The sequence below is a fragment of the Microcoleus sp. AT8-B5 genome (assembly GCF_036705565.1).
GTDB lineage: Bacteria > Cyanobacteriota > Cyanobacteriia > Cyanobacteriales > Microcoleaceae > Microcoleus.
The window spans coordinates 99,243-122,103 of record NZ_JAUBUY010000019.1 but is presented as its reverse complement, the minus strand read 5'-3'; the positions used below and the strand labels follow the sequence as shown (position 1 = coordinate 122,103).

Genomic DNA, 22,861 nt, shown 5'->3' with positions numbered 1-22,861 from the left:
CATACCGTATATTTTTACCGTCGCACGAGACGGCCTGACTGGTATGCTAAGTTTTATGAAGTATGTTTGCTAATCCTCAGAACACCATGAATCTCGAAATTCCTCAGTCAGTGAAAGTTTGGAGCCAATTCTTCCACCCAGTTTTAATGTGGGTACTGCTGGCCATCTCATTTTATGCTTTGTATCTCGGCTTGCAAATCCGCCGTACCAGAAGTGCGGAAGGCGAAGTCAAAAAAGAGTTAATTAAGGGTAAATTCAACATCAAGCATCACCAGATGGGTTCTTTGCTGCTAGCCTTGATGGTAACGGGTGCAGTCGGCGGAATGGCCGTCACCTACATCAACAACGGCAAACTATTTGTCGGCCCGCACTTGCTAGCAGGGTTGGGAATGACGGCAATAATTGCGATCGCAGCATCGCTGACTCCTTTGATGCAAAAAGGCAATGATTTGGCCAGAAACACTCACATCTTTCTGAATATTGTGCTCTTGGGGCTGTTTGGCTGGCAAGCGGTATCAGGCGTAGAAATCCTGCAAAGAATTATCAGCAAAATGTGATAATTTGAGTAAAATTGCTAATTGCTAATTGCTTTGGGGCGATTAGCGATTAGCAAGTAAATTATCTTATTTTAGTAGTTTAATAGCCCAAATTTTTTTGATATTTTAATATATTAAAATTAAATTTATCAAAAATTTATAAAATTAATTAGGTAATTTTTTGAATCCACAATAAGAAAACACCTGCTATTAAACCTGATAAAACGCTTTGTCTACCCAACAATAATCACGGCTATTTCATTATAAATAATTCCGGTTCTTCTTTACTTAGTATGCCAAACTAATAATTAAAATGCCAAGTAAGCAAACATCTATTTTTGTAGCTTGCAAAATTTATAAAGCGATAGGCAGAACGTTTTATTAACTTAAGCTTTTTGTTAATACCTTCAACAATACCACTTGTTGTCCTATTATCAAAGTAAGCAATTATCTCGTCAAACCAATTAGTAAGAGTCTTAACAGTATCTGGAAAATATTGTTGAGTTCTTTCCTGGCAGATACCAATTCTCAACAATGCCCTCAACCAATTTGTTTTTTTTACTCAAATATTTGTCGGAAATTTTCTTGTAATTTATGCCTTTCTGCAAGATTGGGACACATATTTTTAACCTCAATTTATTTGACTGATTTAGCTATTGATTTAGCATACCAAGTAAGGAAGAACCGTTTTTCATTTCTGACTCAAGTGAATTAGAATCAGACATCGATTTAAAAGTAAATTAGAATAGTTAAAGAGAAAAATCAGTTGTAAGTTGATCTCTGTAGGAGTAAAGATTGTAATCTTAAAATTTTTTCCTTATAACCGATAACTCATCAACTTATTTATTTTTGATTCCTAAGATACAAGGGGCGGGTTTCACCAACAATATTTGCCTAAAATCCATAATTTCGTAAACCCGCCCCCACCCAACGGTAAATCGCAATCTACCTATTTCAAGGTACAAAGGGCGGGTTTACAACATTTTGGGTTTTTAAATCAAAATCTTGGCGAATCCGCCCCTACGGGCTTAATACAGCGTATTCCAGGTTTATGAAGTACACCGCGCTCTCACGGGGTTTCTTTACAGTTCTCGCCTCATTACTGATTCTGTTGCTCGAAACCCGGTCGATCGCGATCTACATCTACATGGAATAAGCTGTAAATTATGGGAAATTAAACAATCTCGATCGACCCACACCTACCAACTAAGGCAAATCAGTGCTCCCCATCAGATAAAGGTCGCACTCCCGGGCCACGCCCCGCCCTTCGTTAATCGCCCAAACCACCAAACTTTGTCCCCGGCGACAATCACCAGCCGCGAAAACTCCCGGAATGCTGGTTGTATATTTTTCGTGCTCGGCTTTCACGTTGCTGCGGGCGTCACGTTCCAATCCCAAGTCATCCAGCAAGGGCTGTTCCGGGCCGAGGAAGCCCATCGCTAACAAAACAAGCTGTGCCGGCAACACTTTTTCGGTGCCGGGGATGTGGTTCGGAATAAACTGCCCTTTCTCGTTTTTCGCCCACTCCACCTCAACGGTGTGCACAGCTTTGACATTGCCGTTTTCGTCGCCCTCGAACTTTGTCGCCGTGGTGAGATAGCCGCGGGGGTCATCGCCGAATTTGGCTGCGGCTTCTTCTTGGCCGTAGTCGAGACGGTAGACTTTTGGCCATTCAGGCCAGGGATTGTTGGCCGCGCGTTCCGAGGGCGGTTTGGGCAGGATTTCTAGCTGTACGAGGCTTTTGCAGCCGTGGCGGATGGAGGTGCCCACGCAGTCGGTGCCGGTGTCGCCACCGCCGATGATCACGATATCTTTGCCTTCGGCGGAGATGAAGTTGCCGTTGGTGCTCTTGTCGAGAACTGCTTTGGTGTTCGCAGTCAGGAAGTCCATTGCGAAGTGGATGCCTTTTAATTCCCGGCCGGGGATGCCCAAGTCGCGGGGTTTTGTCGCGCCGGTACAGAGCACAACGGAGTCGTATTCTTTTAGCAGTTGTTCTGCTGGTAAGTCTTTGCCGACTTCGGTGTTGCAGACGAATGTCACGCCTTCGTCTTCGAGGACTTTCAGGCGGCGCATTACGACTTGTTCTTTGTCTAGCTTCATGTTGGGGATGCCATACATTAGCAGGCCGCCTGGTCGATCGGCTCTTTCGTATACTGTTACCCAATGACCGGCTTTATTTAGTTGCGCGGCGGCGGACAAACCGGCGGGCCCGGAACCGATGACGGCGATTTTTTTGCCGGTGCGTTTGGCGGGTGGTTCGGCGGCAATCCAGCCTTCATCCCAGCCTTTATCGATAATCGAGGCTTCGATGTTTTTAATCGTGACTGGCGGGTTGTTGATGCCGAGTACGCAAGCGCCTTCGCAGGGGGCGGGACAGACGCGGCCGGTGAATTCGGGGAAGTTATTCGTTTTGTGGAGTCTGTCTAGGGCTTCTTTCCAGAGTCCGCGATATACTAGGTCGTTCCATTCGGGGATGAGGTTGTTAATCGGGCAGCCGCTTGCCATGCCGCTGATAATTGTCCCCGTGTGGCAAAACGGAATGCCGCAATCCATGCAGCGCGCGCCTTGGGTGCGGAGTTTGTCCTCTTCCATCGGCAGGTGAAATTCGTCCCAGTTGTGGACTCTCTCGACTGGTGAGAGTTCGGAGGGCAATTCGCGCAAGAATTCGATAAAGCCTGTTGGTTTTCCCATAGTGGTGTTCTGGTTAGAATTTACTATTCTGTCCGTTTCTCAAAGGTGAAGCTGGCGGGCTTCTGAATTAACTATTGTGATCTAAATTGTGTGCGATCGCACCTCAGATTGAGCAATTTGTACATGAAATCTTTAATATCGCCGGGAGTCGGGGAATTGTCGGCAGCGGTAAAATATAGATATATCGACAGCAAAGAAACCGGGTTTTTTACGGGAATTAAAGGTTTTAAAGGTTTTGATGCAGTATTTTCGTCCATCAAACCCGGTTTCTACGTAATTTCAGCATGGCTTATTCTGGGACGATCGCATTTACGGCTACAGCCACATCTGAAAACCCTCGCGGGTTAACTCAGACGGCCCGCCAGCGTCAACTTCCAAGCGCCGTCCCCATCAGGATGGCTCGAAATACAATACAAAAAGTTACAGACCTTGCAAAATATTAATTTCAGGATATACTACTGTAAATCGGTCAGATATATGGAGTTAATACCATCAACTCCTAAAATAGGTACACAAAGTCATGAGCATTACAATTGAGAACGTATCGAAACACTTCGGCTCCTTCCACGCGATTGACAACGTGAGTTTGAAAATAAAAAACGGCTCTCTAGTCGCGCTTTTAGGGCCTTCCGGTTCGGGGAAATCGACTCTGCTGAGGATGATTGCTGGACTAGAACCGCCGGACACGGGTCATATTTACCTGATCGGCGAGGATGCTACCCACCAGTCGGTGCAGGAACGGAATATTGGTTTTGTGTTTCAGCACTATGCTTTGTTCAAACACATGACTATTCGGAAAAATATTGCTTTTGCGATGGAAATTCGCAAAGTTCCTAAAGACTCTATTCGCAGGCGGGTTGATGAACTTTTGGATTTAGTTCAGTTGAAAGGTTTGGGCGATCGCTATCCTTCGCAACTTTCCGGCGGCCAGCGGCAGCGGGTGGCTTTAGCCAGATCTCTAGCAGTTCAACCGAAAGTGCTGCTGCTAGACGAACCTTTTGGAGCATTAGATGCTAAAGTTCGCAAAGAATTGCGATCGTGGCTGCACAACCTTCACAAAGAAGTTAACATCACCACAGTTTTTGTGACTCATGACCAAGAAGAAGCTATGGAAGTAGCCGATGAAATTGTGGTGATGAACCAAGGTAGAGTCGAACAAGTTGGCACTCCTGCTGAAATTTACGACAAACCGGCAACAGCTTTTGTGATGACTTTTATTGGGCCTGTCAATGTGTTGCCCAATGCTGCGGGTTTGTTCGCGAGCAACGGTACAACGCCTCAAAATAGTGGAGCGGCTCATTGTGAATTAGTATTTTGGCGCCCCCATGACGTGGAAATTCAAACTAAGCCGGAGTCTGGTTTTGCATTAGCAAAAGTCAGCCGCATCATTCATGTAGGACGCGAAATTCAAACCCAGTTATTGTTAGAATCGGGTCAGGTAGTAACAGCTTACGTAAGTCGCGATCGCTTCGATTATCTACAGCTCAAGCAAGATCAGCAAGTTTACGTCAAGGCCAAACACGCGATGACTTTCCCTGCTTATTCAGCTTAAATCCGTGGCTGCATCTTACTCAAAATACTATCGAGGATCTCCTACAAAACACTGTTGCCACATCGTTACCAGGCTTGTGCCTGGTAATGCTGTCTTGTGGATATAAATCGGAGGAGCGGTTCTTCCTTCCGTAGGTCAAAAAAATATCAACTCCGGCTTTAAGTTCTCCCCCTTAGTAATAATTTCTTCAGCCGTGTATTTGGCCATGACTCCTTTTAATACTTCTTCAACCGCCGGATATATAATGCGAGCAATGACTTATTCTTCGTCATCTATTTGTTTAAAAATAGCTGGGACTTCTTCTAATAGAATGTGCCTGTTGAGCGCTACATATGTGAAAAAATCTTGCAAATATTTTGAGGAAGCTTCAGCGGAACTTTCCTGTTTTTCCACCCTGACGCTCAACTTTTTTACAGTATAAACTGTGGGGGTTATTACGTGATTTTCTTCTCCTACTAACTGTTATTGCACTTTACCAAACTGCATCAGCACGCCCAGTTCTCCGAGGTTGACAATGACAAGCAATTTGGACAAAATAGCTAAAAATACTATCGAGCTAGTTTAACAGCTATGTAAACATCCTTATTGTATTGCTTGACTTGATTTACTCAACGTTACTGGTAGATTATAAAAACATATTTTACCCCAACTATGGCACTTAATTATCTGCTCTATATTGACTTTATAGATATTTTATTTTCCGGTCATTAACAAGTATTCAAAATCCGCTGCAGCCAAAGGAGGACTAAACAAATATCCTTGCATTATATCGCACTTATAGCGCCAGAGAAAATCTTTTTCTGCTTCTGTTTCAACTCCTTCGGCAATTACCTCAAGACAGAGACTGTGCGCCATTTCAATAATAGCTTTCACAATCGCTGCATTTGTGCAACCATCGGTAATATTGCTGATAAAACATCGGTCTATTTTTAAAGTATCGAAGGGGTATTGCGTCAGATAGCTTAAAGAAGAATACCCAGTGCCGAAATCGTCAAGAGATATACAAACTCCCAAATTTTTCAAATGTTGCAAAGTCGCGATCGCACTTTCGGCATCCTCTACCATCAAACTTTCTGTCAGCTCTAATTCCAAACTGCTCGCTTCCAAACCAGTTTCTGCTAAAATTTGGGCAACTCTGCTGCTGAGATCCGGTTGGTGAAATTGGCGTGGCGACAGATTCACCGCTACCCGCAGCCCCGAAAAACCAGCATTTTGCCAAACTTGCATTTGCTTGCAAGCTGTCTGCAAAACCCACTCACCTAACTCTACAATGAAGCCAGTTTCTTCGGCATGGGGAATAAATTCTGCGGGCGAAATCAGCCCTTTTTCTGGATGTACCCAGCGCACTAAAGCTTCTGCGCTCATAATTTTACCAGTCTGGACATTGACCTGCGGCTGATAGTAAACTTGGAATTCTTCTCGTTCCAGTGCGTTGCACAAACGAGTTTTGATCTGCTCTAGTTTGTCGGCAGTCTTTTGGATAAATTCGCTGCTTTGCGATCGCAAAGTATTGTACTGTTCAGCAACAGCTTCTTGTTTTTTCAAGCGGCTCGATATCGCGCCCACAAGTTCAGCTTTACTAAAAGGTTTAGTCAGGTAATCATCTGCCCCCAATTCCATACCTTGCCGCATTTCAGAGCGATCGGCTTTACCGGTGAGAAAAACAAAAGGTACTGTAGCAGTAACAGGATTAGATCGCAAGGCCATCAGCACCCCATACCCGTCAAGTTCTGGCATCATCACGTCGCAAATAATCACGTCTGGAAGATTTGACACCGCCGCATATAAACCTTGCGATCCATTTTCTGCACCCGTCACGTCGAAACCTTCAGCTTTGAGGAGTTTGAGAATATTCTCCCGAATTACTTGCTCGTCCTCAATCACTAGAATCTTTTTCATACGTCATTCCCTGAAAGCGGTATAATTGATAGGCGTTACTGAACGCGATAAGCGTCCCAATAACTGAGAACGCACAGATCGATGGGCCCAACAGCCGAATATTTTCCGACACAAATAGCAAACACCTGAAAAACGCTAATTTTTCAAGCACAACTAGATTAATGTTTCTCTGCTTAGTCAGTGCCGTCCGTATTATTACGAGGTTAATTAATAATCTCTCAACTAATTCTAGGCGATCGATAGTTAGCAGCGCCTTAAATAACTGCTAAACTAATTGTGCCACCTGAACGATTGTCTGCAAACAATCTCAGCCTATTTATATCAGTTGCCAAAAACCATGCAACTGCAAGCAAGTTCCAAACCCTTGCGGAGTCAGTCTTTCCCCATTCTTCAATGTAAAATCTCAACTTTTAAATCTCAAATGGTATTACCTACTGGATTCCCTGAACCCGCACAGATTGGGGTGATAGAAGTGAAGCAATATCCTCAGTACCGCGCTGTCACCTACACCCACGCGGGCGATTTGCGACAAGCAACTGGCATCGCCTTCAATCCCTTATTTCAACACATCAGCAACAACCAAATTGCGATGACAACGCCAGTAGAAGCGCGCTATACGGAAACTTCCGAGGCAATCGATGCTGTTCCCCAAGCTGAAGTTTCGTTCCTCTATCCCACACCAAATATCGCCCCCAGCAGCGTTAACTCCGCTGTAGAAATCACGGATACTTCGCCGATGACGGTTGTCAGCATTGGCGTGGGCGGGGCCTACACTTGGGAAAGCTACGAAAATAACCTCCAGAAACTCAAAGATTGGCTTCAAGAACATCCTGAATACGAAATAGTCGGGCCGCCGCGCCGTTTTTTTTACAATTCCCCGATGACGCCGGAAGCAACTAAAATCAGCGAGGTACAAATTCCGATCAAGTGCCGCTGACGTGAACAACTAATTCGCGAATGTGACCCCGCTGGCGGTGTTCCCACAGGTAAATTCCCTGCCAAGTTCCTAACAGCAACCTGCCGCGATCGATCGGGATTTGTTCAGAAGTATGAGTCAGCGCAGTGCGAATGTGCGCCGGCATATCGTCTGGGCCTTCGGCATCGTGAATGTAGCGATCGTCCTCCGGTACCAGTTTAGCCAAAAAGTTAGCCAAATCCTTAAGTACATCCGGGTCAGCATTTTCTTGAATCACCAAACTAGCAGAAGTATGGCGCAAAAATAAGCTGCAAAGTCCCGTTTTAATACCTGAATTCGCCACCGCATCTTCTATCTTAGGAGTGATTTTGGACAGAGATTTCCCGGTAGTTTGAATCTTGAGTATCTGTTGATAGTGATTCATTCGATTTTAGATTTTAGATTTTAGATTTTAGATTTTGGATGAGACTGATGCCAAACTCTTCTGTTGGCGGAGGTAGACTTTGTTTGTGTAAGATCGATTTCTAATCGGACTTATGAAAAATAGTCTACAACAGCTTGGGCGATCGCCTCCGTACCATTTTTATCCAATTTATCCGACAAACGCGGCGGATGCAGCGGTTGTCGCAAAAACTCCCAATCCCCCTCAAAAAACTCCGCCGCCGTCACAATTTGATGTTCCGCATAATTTTGAAGCCATTCCAGCAACACCGCAGCTTCTGCAAAACCTTCTCTCATGATAGAAACAACAGGTATTTCCAAGCGAAAAGCTTCCGCAAAAGTGCTGTATCCGGGTTTAGAAACTAAGCGCCCGCAGACAGGCATAATATCAACCGGACGCGGTAAAATCGGGAAAGATTGTGTAAACTCTTCATTTTTGACATAAATCAAATTTGGCAAATCGGGTGCTCCCGCATCAAAAGTAATAAATTGCCAGTCGCTAAATTGCTGTAAATTTTGATAAGGAATTTCCTCTAAACCCAATCCGCCGAACGTCAGCAATACAGTTTTTTCCAGCGGTGTTTCGATGCCGAATGCTTCCCGAACTTTATCGTTACTGTAGCGAGGATTGCCGCCAGTCAAGCCCACATCTTGAATATTTGGGAAAGCTGCCATCGGTTCGTGCAAAGGAAGACGAAAAAGCCGATCGCACATTCCGAAACACTCACCAATCCAATCTGCCATTTCTACAAATTCCCCGCCCCAATCGCGATAGATAAAATCCCACCCAAAATTGCTCATCATCCAGCAAGGAACCCCAGCCGCTGCCGCCATTCGCGTTGCCAAAGGAGGAATATCTGCCAGCACCAAGCCCACCCGATTTTGCTTGATAAAAGTAACTTCGCTGGCAATTAGGGAATTTTGCTTTTTCCGAATTTCCCGCAATTTTTCCAGCGTCGCGTCTTTATCCATATTCAAACTGTCAGCTTGCACCACACCCACATCAAAAGCGCGGGGACGGTGGATAAAGTCGCCACCAATGTAAGATTCTAGCAGCCAGCGAGGTGCTGTTGTTGTGATAATTAGTAAAATATCTGGATTTAATTCTTGAATTTTTGCAGCTACGGACGCAACTCGGACAGCGTGACCGAATCCGTGATTCGTGATGGCAATATATAATGTTGGTCTAGACATTGATAATAGGGAATGGGGAATTAGGAATTAGGAATTGGGCATTGGGCATTGGGCATTGGATGTAGAGACTGGAAGGCAACAAGGCCAAGCTTCAAGCAACGCACAACCAACAATGACACAATTAATAACTAATGACTATCGAATACGCAAGAATTTATCAATCAGACGCGCCCTCAGACCAAACAGGCAATTGATTAATCTTGTCCAGGGTTATATCTACATACTTTTTGCCGTCCGCCGCCAGATTTTCCCCAAAATATCCCTCATCGCCGTCGTGCTTGTGAGGGCCGCTCAAAGCTGCTGCATAGCGGCCTTGCAAACGAGCTTGGTTGAAAGGAGAAGTCGCGTACCAGTACCAGCGACTGGGAAAAACTATGCCGCCAATATCCTCAACTGAATCGCGAGTGCCGCGAAAGTGGAAAATGCGATCGGCTTCTGCAAAACCATTTTCTCCCGAAAACACGCCCCCAACCGAAACAACCGTAATTTCTGCCTTCAGCCATTCTTTAAGATAGCGAGTAGCACCCAAAGCAACTTGTGCTCCGCCGCTAGTGCCAATTAAAATAACTTTCACAGGTTTTTGAGAATTAACTGAAATGGGAGATTGAGCATTCATGCGATCGATAATTGCCTTAGCCAATCCCTGATTATATGCAAAGCCGTAGCGATAATCTAGAGAAATTGCAAATCTCCAGAGATTGCGAATTTTAATTAATATATCTCCCGCAATCGGCCCGCTTTTTGCCTGTTCTGCAAACCGCCAAAAAGGAGCTAGCCAGCGCTCTCCTCCTAAACTTTTGTTAGAAGCTGAATAAGGAAAAACATCGCCCACTGCTACGCACTGCGGGTGACTTTTAACTAAACGCTTGAGAAACAACTCTTCACCTGGGGTTAATTCGTCCCCGGAAAAATCGCCAACTCCCGATAAAAAGATGATATAACAATTGAGTGGCGAAGACTTGCGGGCTTCTAGATTGCCCTTGTTTGAGGGCAGTATCTCCGGCGGATTTTTCTTGATACCAAAAGTTTCAGCACTTTGATTCAGCCACCATATAACAGTTCCCACCGGCGAAAGAATGCCCCAAATTATCAGGATTACACCTGCGATGAGCAACAAATTTAAACTTCCCCCGCGCAGCCATGCAAGTATCCGTAAAATCAATCTTAGCATTTAATAAAATCTGGTAGAATGCCAATTAATTACTTAATTACCTAGAAATACTTCGGTGATTCTGCTGTATTAGAGCTTATTTTGTAAAAGTTGTCAACTATCTTGAGGAGCAGGAGTTCAACGTGAAGGGAGAAGATTCAATTGCAAGTTTGGGGGCAACCCTTTGGAACGCACTTTCATTGAACGGCAATTTTTACGAAAAAACTCCCTACACTCGCAGAACTAAGCGAATAGCTTTAACAATTGTAATTTTAGCTGCGCTGTCCCGCGTGTTGGGCAGTGCTGCGATATTGTTAATCAACCGAACTGAGCCATCAGTATTATTTCTAGGACTTTTGATAGAGGGTTTGGCAGTCGCGGGGGGTTATTATTTTTGGACTTTCACTATCTTTAAAATCGGGGAGTGGCTGAAGCCGGGACACGTAACTTATGGGGAGTTGCTGGTTCCGATCGGCTTTGCCTACGCCCCCCAAGTGCTGAATTTCTTAACGTTGATTCCTTTGCTGGGAGAAGGAATTGAGCGGATATTAGCTGTGTGGAGTTTGCTAGCTGTAATTGTGGCGGTTCGCCAAGGTTTGGATATTAAAACTCGCTGGGCGGTGTTAATTTGTTTGGTGGGTTGGCCATTGATCCAAATTGCGATCGGCTTTGTGGAAGTAATTGAACAGTTGCTTTCACGATGGCTGTGAACTAACCTGACGGTCAACTGGGTACAGTTAGACCGCAGGCTTCTTTTTCCTTTTTTGCAAAGGCTTTTTTGAGTGACGGAGTTCCCCCGCCACTTTTGTAACTCAGACCAATCTTTCTAATAAGTTTAGCTGAATTTTCATCTCGATCCAAAGATTCTCCGCACTGACAGGAATGCCAGCGTTCCGATAATTCTTTCGGGACTTTATTGATACATTTCCAGCAATGTTGAGAAGTTCCTTTCGGGTCAACAAACAAAACGCTTTTACCTAGCTTCCAGGCGACATATTTTAGGACGCTAGCAAATTGCCCGTGAGCAGCATCAAGCATTGATTTATTCAAACCGCTCTTAGCTGACTGACCGTTCGGCAAGTAAACCAAATTACCATCCTCAATATCGGTCTTGGGCTTGGCACGTCTAGTTAGATTTTTGACGCTCAAGTCTTCAACAACTAAAACATCGCATTTACTGAATAGCTCATGTGCTGTTTTGAACTGAAAATCTAATCTAGTTCTAGCTACAAACTGATGGAGTCTGGAAATCTTGCCCTTGATAATCTTCCAAGGTTTAGAACCCTTTACTCTACCAGCTAACTTCGCTTGAAGCCTTGCTAACTTCTGGGCCGACTTCCTCAAGAATCTAGGATTCTCAACTCTTCTGCCATTGGAAAGATAGACGTAATGGGTTATCCCCATATCTATACCAACAGTATTTTCGACCGTCGGTTGAATTTCTGTAACCGTTACGGGAACCGTCTTATCTTCTAGCGTCAAGGAAATATACCACCCATCTGCTTCTCTGATAACACTGCCCGTCTTAACTTTGAACCCTGTTGGTATTGGACGATGGAATACCATCGGCACTTGACCTATCTTTGCTAGGTCAATACAAATCCTGTTTTGCTCGTCCTTAACGATATGTAAATTATCTAGTTGAGGGTATGTGAAGGATTTGTAGTAATGAAGCCCCTTGAATTTGGGCTTACCTCTACGATTACCATTCTTGTCGGGCGTGGTAAAGTTTGAAAAGGAAGTTTCAACTCTGTTAACGACATCTTGTAAGACCTGAGAATCTAACACTTTATAATCAGGAAACAGCTTCTTAGTGTTTTTCAGGTCGGCAAGTTGTATCGTCTGCCACTGTACATATCCGCCTTCAAGGTTCGAGAAAACGTCGCCTTTCCTGGTTAAAGGATTGCCTAATTCATCCTTCTTCCTACCATCCCTAGTCTGCACTCTCGTCAAAGGAATATTTCGATAAATCTCCTCCACAGGGACTATCGAAACAATCAAAGGGCAGGCGTTGACGGGCGTTCTCGTGGCTTCCCACCATCTAAATCTTTCGCTGAGTCGGTAGTTGTACTGCCGACGACAAAGCTCTAGATGAGCCACAATTGTTGTTAGTTGGGCTTTTGTGGGTTTGAGGCGGTATTTATAAGTTAGCTGCATTTTTAAGCTTCCTTTTTTCGACCTTTGGATAGTATAGTTTATGTGTGTCCAAAATGCCATACCAAAAATTACTATTTCAATACTTGGAAGGTACATCAAAAAATCAAGATGCTCCCGAAGATTGATTCATAGTAGCCAAATGTGAACAAACCTGACGGTCAACTGAGTACAGTTAGACCGCAGGCTTCTTTTTCCTTTTTTTTCTCATGCTTTTTATAGTGAGGTAGTTCCACCCCCACTTGCTAATTTAGTATCAGAGTATTTCCCGATCATCTTGGGGTATAAAAGAATAATTGTCGGTTTCGGTACCGAAACCCGACGAGCCTTTCATCCCAAGGAGTAATTTATTCGGGGTACGGGGCGCAGCGCTCAGATGCGTCCCCTTTGAATATACCGAGGGACTTCCCGGCTGGTAGTTAATTTACACTGCCATTTGTCGATCGTACTGCGAGACGGCAACCACACCTATAGTATTCGGGTCTCCCCACTGTCCCTACCCCTTTAGCAAGATACATTGTTATAGAAGGAAATACACAAAAATTTACATCTATAATTTGTGTAGTGTTCCAAATCGCTCCTCACCAGCAGCGATACAGCCCTCGCCAAGACAGTAGGATAGAAAAAATATGTTTGAACGCTTTACAGAACAAGCCATTAAAGCAATCATGCTAGCCCAAGAGGAAGCGCGACGCCTCGGTCACAATTTTGTAGGCACCGAGCAAATTCTTCTGGGACTCGTCGGCGAAGGCACTGGCATCGCTGCAAAAGTATTACTGGATATGGGCCTCAACTTGAAAGAGGCGCGCAATGAAATCGAAAATATCATCGGCAGAGGTTCTGGGTTCCTCCCGCCAGAAATTCCTTTTACGCCCCGCGTTAAGCGCATTTTTGAGACGGCCCTGAACGAAGCGCGGCAGTTAGGCCACAATTACATCGGCACCGAGCACATCCTGCTGGGGCTGATTCAGGACGATGAAGGGGTGGCGGCGAAGGTGCTGCAAAACTTGGGGATCGATCGCCAGAGAGTCCGCACGCAGGTAATTCGTGCCGTGGGAGAAGTCGCGGCGGTACCCGGAGGCAGGGGAGATAGCGGCGATCGCAAAATCCCGACTTTAGAAGAATTCGGCACAAACCTGACCAAGTTAGCCGCAGCCGGCAAACTCGACCCCGTAGTGGGCCGCGAAAATGAAATCGAGCGCGTGATCCAAGTGCTCGGCCGCCGCACGAAGAACAATCCAGTGTTAGTAGGCGAACCGGGAGTCGGCAAAACAGCCCTCGCCGAAGGCCTAGCCCAGCGAATTGTTAACAGAAACGTCCCGGAAATTTTAGAAGACAAACAAGTAATCAGCCTCGATATGGGTTCGCTGATTGCTGGTACAAAGTTCCGAGGCGAATTTGAAGAACGGCTGACGAAAATCATGGCCGAAATTCGCGCTGCAGGCAACATCATTCTGGTAATCGATGAAATTCACACCTTAGTCGGTGCAGGCGCAATTCAAGGTAGCATGGACGCCTCCAATATGCTCAAACCCGCCCTTGCTAGAGGCGAATTGCAGTGTGTCGGCGCCACTACCTTGGACGAATATCGCAAACACATCGAGCGCGACGCTGCCTTAGAACGGCGCTTCCAACCGATAAAAGTCGGTGAACCGAGCGTGGCTGAAACAATAGAAATATTGTACGGGTTGCGATCGGCTTACGAACAGCATCACAGACTGACAATTTCCGACGCAGCTTTAGAAGCAGCGGCCACACTGTCAGACAGGTACATTAACGATCGGTTTTTGCCAGACAAGGCGATCGACTTAATTGACGAAGCAGGTTCCCGCGTCCGCGTGATGAATTCGCAAACCCCGCCCGAAGTTAAAGAGCTCAAAAAGCAACTGCCCGCAGTAACAAAAGAAAAAGATGCAGCAGTGCGCGAGCAAGACTTCGACAAAGCTGGAAAATTGCGCGATCGCGAATTAGAAATAGAAGCCGAAATCGCCGAAGCTACGATCAACAAAAGCCAACTCAAAACTTCTCCCATTGTCACCGAAGAAGACATCGCCCACATCGTGGCTAATTGGACGGGAGTACCAGTCAGCAAGCTGACAGAATCCGAATCGGAATTGCTGCTGCACATGGAAGACACGCTGCACCAGCGCTTGATCGGTCAAGAAGAAGCTGTCAGCGCAGTTTCTAGGGCTATCCGTCGCGCGCGGGTAGGCTTGAAAAATCCGAATCGCCCGATCGCCAGTTTCATCTTTTCCGGGCCCACAGGCGTCGGCAAAACCGAACTTACAAAAGCCCTAGCAACATATTTCTTCGGTTCCGAAGAAGCCATGATTCGGTTAGATATGTCCGAATTCATGGAACGCCACACGGTTTCCAAACTCATCGGTTCGCCTCCGGGTTACGTTGGCTACGACGAAGGTGGCCAACTAACAGAAGCAGTCCGGCGCCGTCCTTACACAGTCATCTTGTTCGACGAAATCGAAAAAGCTCACCCAGATGTCTTCAACATGATGCTGCAAATCTTAGAAGACGGCCGCTTAACTGATGCTAAAGGTCGGACAGTAGACTTTAAGAATACACTGCTGATCATGACATCAAACATCGGTTCGCGAGTAATTGAAAAAGGCGGCGGCGGCCTCGGTTTCGAGTTTGCTGACAGTGCAGCAGACGTTCAGTACAACCGCGTTCGCAGCTTGGTAAACGAAGAACTGAAACAGTTTTTCCGTCCCGAATTTATCAACCGCTTGGATGAGATTATCGTCTTCCGCCAGTTGAACAGGGAAGAAGTGAAGCAGATTGCGGACATTATGTTGCAGCAAGTCTTCAGCCGCTTAACCGAACAGGGTATTACTTTGTCGGTGACAGACCGGTTCAAGGACTTGTTAGTTACAGAAGGCTACAATCCCAGCTACGGTGCTCGACCTTTGCGCCGCGCAATCATGCGGTTGTTGGAAGATGTACTGGCTGAGGAAATGCTGTCTGGGAAGCTAAAAGACGGCCAAAAGGCGATCGTTGATGTGGATGAAAACGGTCAGGTTAAGATAGTGCCCGATGGCCCATCTGAGCCGAAATTGCCCGAATTCGCATTAAGCCATTAATGCACTCTACCAACGGATAAATACTGTTAATTAAAAACCCGGTTTCTCCGAGAAACCGGGTTTTTAATTAAATGAAACCAGTTGAAAAAAAGCAACTTTAGGCAAGCTCCAAATCCTTATATAATCAGTCATATCAAATTCGGTAGCATCGGACATTATTCCTCTCTGTATTCTCTCCCTCTGCGTTCTCTGCGCCCTCTGCGGTTAAATCATTCCGATACAACCGGAAACGATATGATTCCCAATTCTAAAATCTAAAATCTAAAATCTAAAATGGTATGAGTTATGACTCTATTATCCCAACACATTATCTACAGCAATTTCTATGTCTGGAAAAGCTAGAATAGATAAAACCTGACCCCGCTGAAATCTTTGAATATTTTGATATCCCGAAGGAGAAGGTTCGCGATAAACTACTACACATTGCTCGTTAATATCTACCAGCCAAACTTCTACAATATTGTCTTCCGCATAAAGAGGAATTTTGATATTTCTGTCAGTTTCAGCGGTTGCATCCGCTACTTCCACAATTAGTAAAATATCCTCAGACTGAGGATGTCCCGATTCGTAAAAATCATCGCGCCGCCGCAGTAAAGAAATATCCGGTTCAGGTTCCGAGCGATCGTCCAATTCTACCGGATCTTGAACTCCAATGGTTACTCTCGATAATAAACGGATATAGAATAACTCTGTCAGACGCTTGACATGAGATGTATGCCTTCTACCAACGGCGGCCATTTGAACGATTTCTCCTCGAATCAATTCAACTTTATCATCTTTTGTCAAGATGCCAGATTCAATCATCTGATGATATTCTTTTACTGTGAACAGGCGCTTCATAAACTGAGTTGTCATAATTTATTTATTTGGCGCTCCTTTTAGTTGCCCTTTTTCTGTTTCATCGCCTTTGCTGCTTTCACAATCTCAAATCGCGGCGCAAAAAAAGGAATTTTTACCTATTGATCTTAGTTTGCTTTTAAGGTATATTTTAAATAATGGGAGTAGTAACTTAAATTTTAAAATTGCCACTATTCCCATTATTAAATAATACATTGTCAAGCTAACAGTGTCAAGCTTTTTACCAAAAAAAAAAAAGGCGATTTTTCAAAACTTCATCAACAAATAATCATAGGGTTAGGGTTTTGGTAAACCCACCCTAACCACCCAACAAAAGTTGATTAAGGGAAAATTTAATCCCACGATTGCAATTGTACAACCCAATGCTGCACGACAGCGGAAATGCGATCGCGCCGCGTTTCAAAAGTAGCAGCAATCCAGATAAACACAATCCCAAAAGCCAAACCAATCGCCCATTTAATCAGCGGATAATCGAATATCAGAACCACCAACTGATAGAAAACATTGATTAAAAATACAGCCGTTCCCACAAACAAAAACGCCCGAACTCGCAGCGCCAAACCTGCGGCAATAGCCGCCAAACTAAAAGCCCCCGCAACTAAACCGTGGCTTTGCTGAGTCAAAAGAGGCATCCCGCAAATCAGCGCAGTTGCAAGCATTCGCAGATTGTGGCGCAGCGGTTTTTGTGCGGGTAATTTGAGAGTACGATTCCCTACGGGATAGCTACGCTTCACGAACTGAGTAATGTAAAGTAAAGAAAGTCCTAAAGGAGTAACATAAAACTCTGGCTGAGTCAATCCTATTTGCCAGAACCACCGCAGAATTATCCAGTCAATTATCGCCACACTCACATAGGTAAAACGGACTTCCTCCTTTTCCCAAGCTAGGAAAAAATAGAAGGTAGCAGCTATCAGCAAGCTAATCGGATAAAACTTAGCCGGACTTTCCAAAATAGTCACTATTGGAATCAGCGAAGCAATTACCTGCCAAGGTTTTTTTGACCAACCCCAGTTTTCCCAAGGCAAAATGTAAATGAAATAGGCAAATAGAGAAGCGAGGGCAACTTTCCACGGCCCCAGCGGCCCGGAAATATACTTAACTAAAGGCGTATTGATCCAATAAAGCCGGATGCCAAAGGCTTCTAGCCAGCCCAAGTAAATCCAAATTTCTGCCCATTGGCGATCGAGATTATTTCGCCCTTGCAAGAAAGCATATTGAACTAATAAAGCACCAGTGACTAATCCTAAACTTATACCGGACTTAATATCATTCGCAGAAGCCCAAATCAGCAGCCAACTGCTCAAAACCCAGTGCAGGTGAGCAAATATTTTTAACTCTGCGTTAGTTAAATGTAAATAATTGCTGAGCCAAGGAGATAAAATGCGATAGATATATGTTAAACTTGTGCCGAGAGTGGCCAGGACAATTAAGCCGTCGCCAAAAGCTCCTCCTGGTGTTTGAAAAATTTGATATAGTAGCGATTCGCAAGCAGCAACGGAAACGCCAATTAATCCTAAATAAACCAAAGGTTTGAATTCTGGTTCCCGCCTACCAATGCCGATCGCAATTAAAGACGCCCCCAACACATTTAAACCAGTCCAATTCGTCAAAGTGTGCGATCGGAAAGTTAAACCCAATACCCCGTAAACCAAAGGTATAACATGAATGCTCGGTAAAATTGTTTGCTCGCGGTGACGGCGCCGCCACACATCACCCAATAATTGAGTAAACAATCCGAGAGCGATATTAGCAACTGCCAAATTAATCGTCGTGCGATCGACAAAACTTAAACCGACTGCTGTCAACAACTCCAAACTCCAAGCCAAGGCATAAATTGCCAGAGGGGAAAGTTGGCGTAAACTTCGGAAAATTATCGCAGCCATTATCACCAAAATAGCAGCCAAAACTTCAGCCGAGGGCGGGAAACTCAAGCTACTGGCTGCGTAGAGTTCATAGGAATAAAAAGTAATAGTTGTTAACAGTAAGCCGGTGAGTAAGATTGCCCACCCATCTACAGCTCGATCGTAAATTTCAGCTAATTGAGAAGGCTCAGGTAAACGGCTGGAAAAACGAACAATCATGCTGCGAAGCAACCACAGAGACAAAAGTGCGATCGCCCCGGCAATTCCCCAATCCCAACCCGAAACAAAACCTAATTCATAAATCACCGCAGCTACGAAACTCAAGCCAAATCCAACTCCAATCGCCGCCGCTGGTATCTCGACTAAATAGTAAGTATTGACCAACATTAATCCGGCGGCAACCCCCAAACCAATTAACCGATATCCCGGAAAACTAAAAATTAGAAATTGTGCAAATATTAGGGCGATCTTACTAAAGGTACTGGCAACTCGTTTGTGAGGAACCTCAGTATATTTAGCAACAGCAGTCAAAGCCAAAGGAGTCGCCAGCCAGAGCAAACTCCACTGAGGGCGATGAGTGGCAGTACCCACAATCAAATAATTTTGCAACAAGACAAAGCTGACCCCTGCTAATACTAAGCCCAAATACCACGAATTTTGAAACCATGCAGGATGGCAGCGAAAAAATGCAGAGTTTTCTCGGAAATTTGCCGCTTTCATTCCCACAAAAAATACCCATTCACTCGCCATGAATATTAATAATATTGCAGACCAAATATTGGGTGTCAGGTTTGGGAAGAATAAGTCAATTGCAGATGCGATCGCGCCTAAACCCATAATGTGAGTTATGGGAACCAAAATTGCCGGATTTCCCGGTTTTTCAGCCGCAGAATCCGGCCTCGCAACTCGCCGGGAATTATCGGGAATTACGTATTTCCAAGCGATCCAACCTAAAATTAAAGTAGAGAATAATAAATTGAGCGATCGCCAAAACGGATTGACAAAACTAATAACAGTTAAAACGCTCCCCAAACCGAGAGCAACCTTTTCCCCAAAACTGGCTAGTTGAAACTTTCGCTTGCGGTAGAGCCACTGCGCCGCAGTTACCATTAAAATTAAATAAGGCAACAGCAGAACACCCCAAAAACCCCAAGGAGTTTCCTGAGAGTTGGTAAGCTGAGTTAAAAATGCCACAACTTGTGTTTTAATCCCTAAAGGAAGCAGTCGCCAAAACAGCCAAATACTCTGAAGTCCCACCGCCTCCAGTATTAGCAAATCAAACTCTTGCCAAAACCGCACTAAACGGTTATAAAAAAACCAAACAGCCAATCCGCTAACGGCGATCGCCTGTAGCGGAATGTCGCGAAAACAAACCAGGTAGCCCAAACCCAACAAACCCATTCCCGCTAATTGCCAGTGAAAAAAGTTGCTGGGATTTGGCGGGTCGGATATATTGTTTTCAATAGTCCCAGAGGCGAGGGGGTGCTGCCAATCTAGCCATCCTAAAAGCACGCCACAAATCGCCAAAGCTAAACCCATTTCAGCGATATTTACATCCTTGACAAATATCGCTCGACCCAGTAAAATTCCTAACGAATAAGCTACTAAAGCTGCTTTTTTGTAAGTCAGAAAATCTCTGCTAAAACTGAAACCAGCGGGGAATGTTTCAGTATTTCCCCCACCTTGGATAGATTGCAATCGTTGTTGCTGAACTTGATAAACTGTAGTAGCAGCAGTTCCCACTGTACCCAAATAAACAGCAGCGAGGGAAAAGCCTGCAAATGCCCACCAAGAGTGCAAATAACTCAATCCCAAGTGATTTAGGGCGATCGATCGAGTGATGTTTTTTCCTGAACCGCTTTGATATTGATATTTGATAATCCGGGCAGTTATCCAAGTCAAAATAAGTGCCGCTGCGATTGCTACCGCCCAATCCCAAGGATACCGCCACAATCCAAAAGTATCCATTGCCCAAAAATTGATCGGCACTAGCAACAGCGTCACTTCTTGCAAAGTTTGAGCAGTCAAGTGCAAATTCTGCTGTCTGTTTGCCCAACTGCTAATCGCCCAAAAGGTTAAAGTATAAGCTAATAAAACTCCATATTGTCCGGCGGCAGGAAATCTTTCCCACTGACTGGCAGCTAAGACTCCAGAGGAGACAACTACCATGAACACTCCTAAAAACAACAGCCACATCACGCTAATTTCTGCCATTAGCGAGTGCAAAATTTGAGCGATAAAATTAGGGGTTTGAGTAGTTTCTGTGGGTCTAGCAACGCTTTCACGGCTGCTAGGTACTGCTTTTTGTGTTGATAAGGCAGGTACTTTTGGATCGGCAATAGGAGCTCGCGGGTTCTCAATTTCAGAAAAATCTACAGCGGGATCTCTGAGTGGGCAGACTAAATACTGTCGGCACAATTCCTCAACTTCAGCGGGCGAAAGTAAACCTAGCCGCAGCCACGCATCTAAACCTGTCAACAACTCAGGATGCGACGCTAAGATGCTCAATTCAATTTTGCTCGATCGATCTTTGGGAGACGACATTGGCTTAAACTTGTACTAAGTACCTTCAAGCTATAGCCTAGATTAATGTCGAGCGAACATGGCAACATTCCGCCATCGAAATTGGCACAATAAGTATTTATTACTAAAGACCTGTCGCAGCCAGTGTCAATCGATTTTAGATTTTAGATTTTAGATTTTAGATTGACTTGCGCGAGATAAAGGCGGGGGCTTGAGGATTTTAGATTTTAGATTTTGGATTGATTCCACGGATAAATCCGGGGGCTTGTACTATCAAGAAATTCTTGGTCAACCGCTGAAAAAATCCCGCTGATGAGCCTAAACCAGCGTACATCAGCGGTGAAAAACTCCAAATTAGGACACAGCAGCGGTTTCCTTACCGACATATTTCAGCAAAGTGTCCACACTAGCATTGTGGTCTATGAAAGAAAACAAATGTTTGAAGAGGAGTTTTCCATCTGCAGCCAAAACAAACTGAGCGGGCAAAGGAGCACCTAAAGCCTGACCGACTTGATAAGCCCGAAAAACTTGACAGCCCGGATCGGAAAGCAGAGGCATTTTCAAGCCTAAATCTCTAACCACAATTTGGCTTTGGCGATCGTCGGTACTGGCAACCATCAATAATTCTATATTGCGATCGGCAAATTTTTCCCAGTTTTCATTCAAAGCTTTAATGTGAGGAAAACAGAAAGGGCAATATTGCTTTTCTGTAAAAATCCGCGTAAAAGCCAGAACCACCGGTCTATCGCCCCGATAATTCGACAGCCGCACTAATTTGCCATTATTAATATCCGGCAATTCAAAATCTGGCGTCATCTGTCCCAGCTTCAGAACATTACTCGCCGGAACAGGCAATAAATTTTGGAAAAACCGCTCATTTAACAAGCCGCTAAAATTAGTAGAAGTCAGCATATTTCCTAATTGGGTAATTGCTAATTGCTAATTTAAAAATCCGGTTAAACTGAGATATTGCAGCATTCTCAATTAGCCGTAGGGGCGGGTTCGCCAACAGCCTTAAAGCTTGCAAATAGGTTCTATAAACCCGCCCGACCCCACGAAAAATCCTCTTATTGATATTGCTGCAAGATGTCAGGTTAAAGGAATACCTCTGCGGGTAGGGACACGACACTGCCGTGTCCCTACCAATATAATCTGCTTAAACCGCAGCAAAGAATACCTTAGACTTGACAGGATCGGGAGTCATGGTCTTGTCACCGGGCTGCCAGCCGGCGGGACAAACTTCATCGGGATGAGACTGGACGTGTTGGATAGCTTGCAGAGTACGGAGAGTTTCGTCCACGTTGCGGCCGAAGGCAAGATTGTTGATAGTAGAGTGTTGGATGATGCCTTCTTTGTCGATGATGAACAGACCTCTGAGGGCAATGCCTGCTTCTGGGTCGAGGACGTTGTAGGCCGAACTAATTGTTTTTTTGAGGTCAGCAACTAAGGGATAGTTGAGGTCGCCAACACCGCCAGATTTACGGTCTGTTTGTATCCAAGCGAGGTGAGAGAATTCACTGTCCACGGATACGCCGAGGATTTCGGTATCGATTTTCTTGAAGTCCTCGAAGCGATCGCTAAATGCTGTAATCTCAGTCGGGCACACAAAGGTGAAGTCCAAGGGGTAGAAGAACAGGACTACATACTTTTTGCCTTTATAGTCGGACAGTTTCACTGTCTTGAATTCCTGATCCACTACGGCTGTTGCTGCGAAGTCGGGTGCAGCTTGACCAACCCGGAGGCATTCACTGGTCATAGATTTTGTTTCCTTTTTTACGAACTGTTACAAATATATCATACTCATAACGACTACAAGTATCTTCTCGATCGATCAAAAAAATACGCTCTCAAATTTGAGAGCGCAGTTTTTTTGATTAAATAATGGCTCAGGCGGGATTTGAACCTGCGACCTTGGGCTTATGAGTCCCCTGCGCTAACCACTGCGCCACTGAGCCAAATCTACTTCACGATTTACTATCGTAGCACG

Annotated in this window: 18 protein-coding genes and 1 tRNA gene; 6 read left to right on the top strand and 13 right to left on the bottom strand. The window is 44.9% G+C overall.

The window, feature by feature from the left end; genetic code table 11:
* Positions 1-86: 86 nt before the first annotated feature.
* The gene (locus QUB39_RS15270; RefSeq protein ID WP_333054092.1) at positions 87-557 is read left to right on the top strand and encodes a DUF4079 domain-containing protein; all 471 of its coding nucleotides are present in this window, start codon (positions 87-89) and stop codon (positions 555-557) included.
* A 280-nt stretch (positions 558-837) separates the two neighbouring features.
* On the opposite strand, the gene QUB39_RS15265 is transcribed toward QUB39_RS15270, so the two are convergent.
* Together QUB39_RS15265 and gltD are read right to left on the bottom strand one after the other, a co-directional pair.
* Positions 838-1,068 (bottom strand): transposase, encoded by a 231-nt coding sequence (locus QUB39_RS15265; RefSeq protein ID WP_333054046.1) that lies wholly within the window; start codon positions 1,066-1,068, stop codon positions 838-840.
* Between the two features lie 674 nt (positions 1,069-1,742).
* A complete protein-coding gene (gene gltD, locus QUB39_RS15260; RefSeq protein WP_333209463.1) occupies positions 1,743-3,227 on the bottom strand; it encodes a glutamate synthase small subunit in 1,485 nt (494 codons plus the stop codon).
* Between the two features lie 123 nt (positions 3,228-3,350).
* On the opposite strand from gltD, the gene QUB39_RS15255 reads away from it, so the two are divergent.
* A complete protein-coding gene (locus QUB39_RS15255; protein ID WP_333054044.1) occupies positions 3,351-3,575 on the top strand; it encodes a hypothetical protein in 225 nt (74 codons plus the stop codon).
* A 172-nt stretch (positions 3,576-3,747) separates the two neighbouring features.
* On the top strand, positions 3,748-4,779 hold the full coding sequence (locus tag QUB39_RS15250) for a sulfate ABC transporter ATP-binding protein (protein ID WP_333054043.1): 1,032 nt from the start codon (positions 3,748-3,750) through the stop codon (positions 4,777-4,779).
* A gap of 258 nt (positions 4,780-5,037) precedes the next feature.
* On the opposite strand, the gene QUB39_RS15245 is transcribed toward QUB39_RS15250, so the two are convergent.
* A complete protein-coding gene (locus QUB39_RS15245) occupies positions 5,038-5,184 on the bottom strand; it encodes a hypothetical protein (RefSeq protein ID WP_333209460.1) in 147 nt (48 codons plus the stop codon).
* Between the two features lie 288 nt (positions 5,185-5,472).
* Entirely contained in the window at positions 5,473-6,678 is a 1,206-nt protein-coding gene (locus QUB39_RS15240; RefSeq protein WP_333209458.1) for an EAL domain-containing response regulator, read from the bottom strand.
* Positions 6,679-7,099: 421 nt separating this feature from the next.
* Here QUB39_RS15240 and QUB39_RS15235 point away from each other — a divergent pair, with 421 nt between their 5' ends.
* The gene (locus tag QUB39_RS15235; RefSeq protein WP_333054040.1) at positions 7,100-7,615 is read left to right on the top strand and encodes a heme-binding protein; all 516 of its coding nucleotides are present in this window, start codon (positions 7,100-7,102) and stop codon (positions 7,613-7,615) included.
* On the opposite strand, the gene QUB39_RS15230 is transcribed toward QUB39_RS15235, so the two are convergent.
* The 3 genes from QUB39_RS15230 to QUB39_RS15220 all read right to left on the bottom strand — a co-directional run bounded on the left by QUB39_RS15230 (position 7,602) and on the right by QUB39_RS15220 (position 10,400).
* Positions 7,602-8,018, bottom strand: a complete 417-nt coding sequence (locus tag QUB39_RS15230) for a secondary thiamine-phosphate synthase enzyme YjbQ (RefSeq protein WP_006631723.1) — start codon at positions 8,016-8,018, stop codon at positions 7,602-7,604. The genes QUB39_RS15235 and QUB39_RS15230 overlap by 14 nt on opposite strands.
* A 110-nt stretch (positions 8,019-8,128) precedes the next feature.
* Complete coding sequence (locus QUB39_RS15225; protein WP_333209456.1) at positions 8,129-9,229, bottom strand: glycosyl transferase; 1,101 nt, start codon at positions 9,227-9,229, stop codon at positions 8,129-8,131.
* 157 nt (positions 9,230-9,386) lie between these two features.
* Positions 9,387-10,400: a hypothetical protein gene (locus QUB39_RS15220; protein WP_333054038.1), complete on the bottom strand. Its 1,014-nt coding sequence runs from the start codon at positions 10,398-10,400 to the stop codon at positions 9,387-9,389.
* A gap of 122 nt (positions 10,401-10,522) precedes the next feature.
* Between QUB39_RS15220 and QUB39_RS15215 the strand changes: the two genes are divergently transcribed.
* Positions 10,523-11,089, top strand: a complete 567-nt coding sequence (locus tag QUB39_RS15215) for a hypothetical protein (RefSeq protein WP_333054037.1) — start codon at positions 10,523-10,525, stop codon at positions 11,087-11,089.
* 13 nt (positions 11,090-11,102) lie between these two features.
* On the opposite strand, the gene QUB39_RS15210 is transcribed toward QUB39_RS15215, so the two are convergent.
* Entirely contained in the window at positions 11,103-12,536 is a 1,434-nt protein-coding gene (locus QUB39_RS15210) for a transposase (RefSeq protein WP_333209454.1), read from the bottom strand.
* A gap of 626 nt (positions 12,537-13,162) precedes the next feature.
* On the opposite strand from QUB39_RS15210, the gene QUB39_RS15205 reads away from it, so the two are divergent.
* A complete protein-coding gene (locus QUB39_RS15205) occupies positions 13,163-15,631 on the top strand; it encodes an ATP-dependent Clp protease ATP-binding subunit (RefSeq protein ID WP_333054035.1) in 2,469 nt (822 codons plus the stop codon).
* Between the two features lie 294 nt (positions 15,632-15,925).
* Here the strand turns inward: QUB39_RS15205 and QUB39_RS15200 are convergent, their stop codons facing one another.
* The 5 genes from QUB39_RS15200 to QUB39_RS15180 all read right to left on the bottom strand — a co-directional run bounded on the left by QUB39_RS15200 (position 15,926) and on the right by QUB39_RS15180 (position 22,829).
* A complete protein-coding gene (locus QUB39_RS15200) occupies positions 15,926-16,486 on the bottom strand; it encodes a Uma2 family endonuclease (protein ID WP_333054034.1) in 561 nt (186 codons plus the stop codon).
* A 335-nt stretch (positions 16,487-16,821) separates the two neighbouring features.
* Entirely contained in the window at positions 16,822-20,895 is a 4,074-nt protein-coding gene (locus QUB39_RS15195) for a hypothetical protein (RefSeq protein ID WP_333209452.1), read from the bottom strand.
* Positions 20,896-21,228: 333 nt separating this feature from the next.
* Complete coding sequence (locus QUB39_RS15190; protein ID WP_333054032.1) at positions 21,229-21,786, bottom strand: redoxin domain-containing protein; 558 nt, start codon at positions 21,784-21,786, stop codon at positions 21,229-21,231.
* Positions 21,787-22,030: 244 nt separating this feature from the next.
* The gene (locus QUB39_RS15185; protein WP_015178160.1) at positions 22,031-22,630 is read right to left on the bottom strand and encodes a peroxiredoxin; all 600 of its coding nucleotides are present in this window, start codon (positions 22,628-22,630) and stop codon (positions 22,031-22,033) included.
* A 126-nt stretch (positions 22,631-22,756) separates the two neighbouring features.
* Positions 22,757-22,829, bottom strand: a tRNA-Met gene (locus QUB39_RS15180).
* Positions 22,830-22,861: the final 32 nt, after the last annotated feature.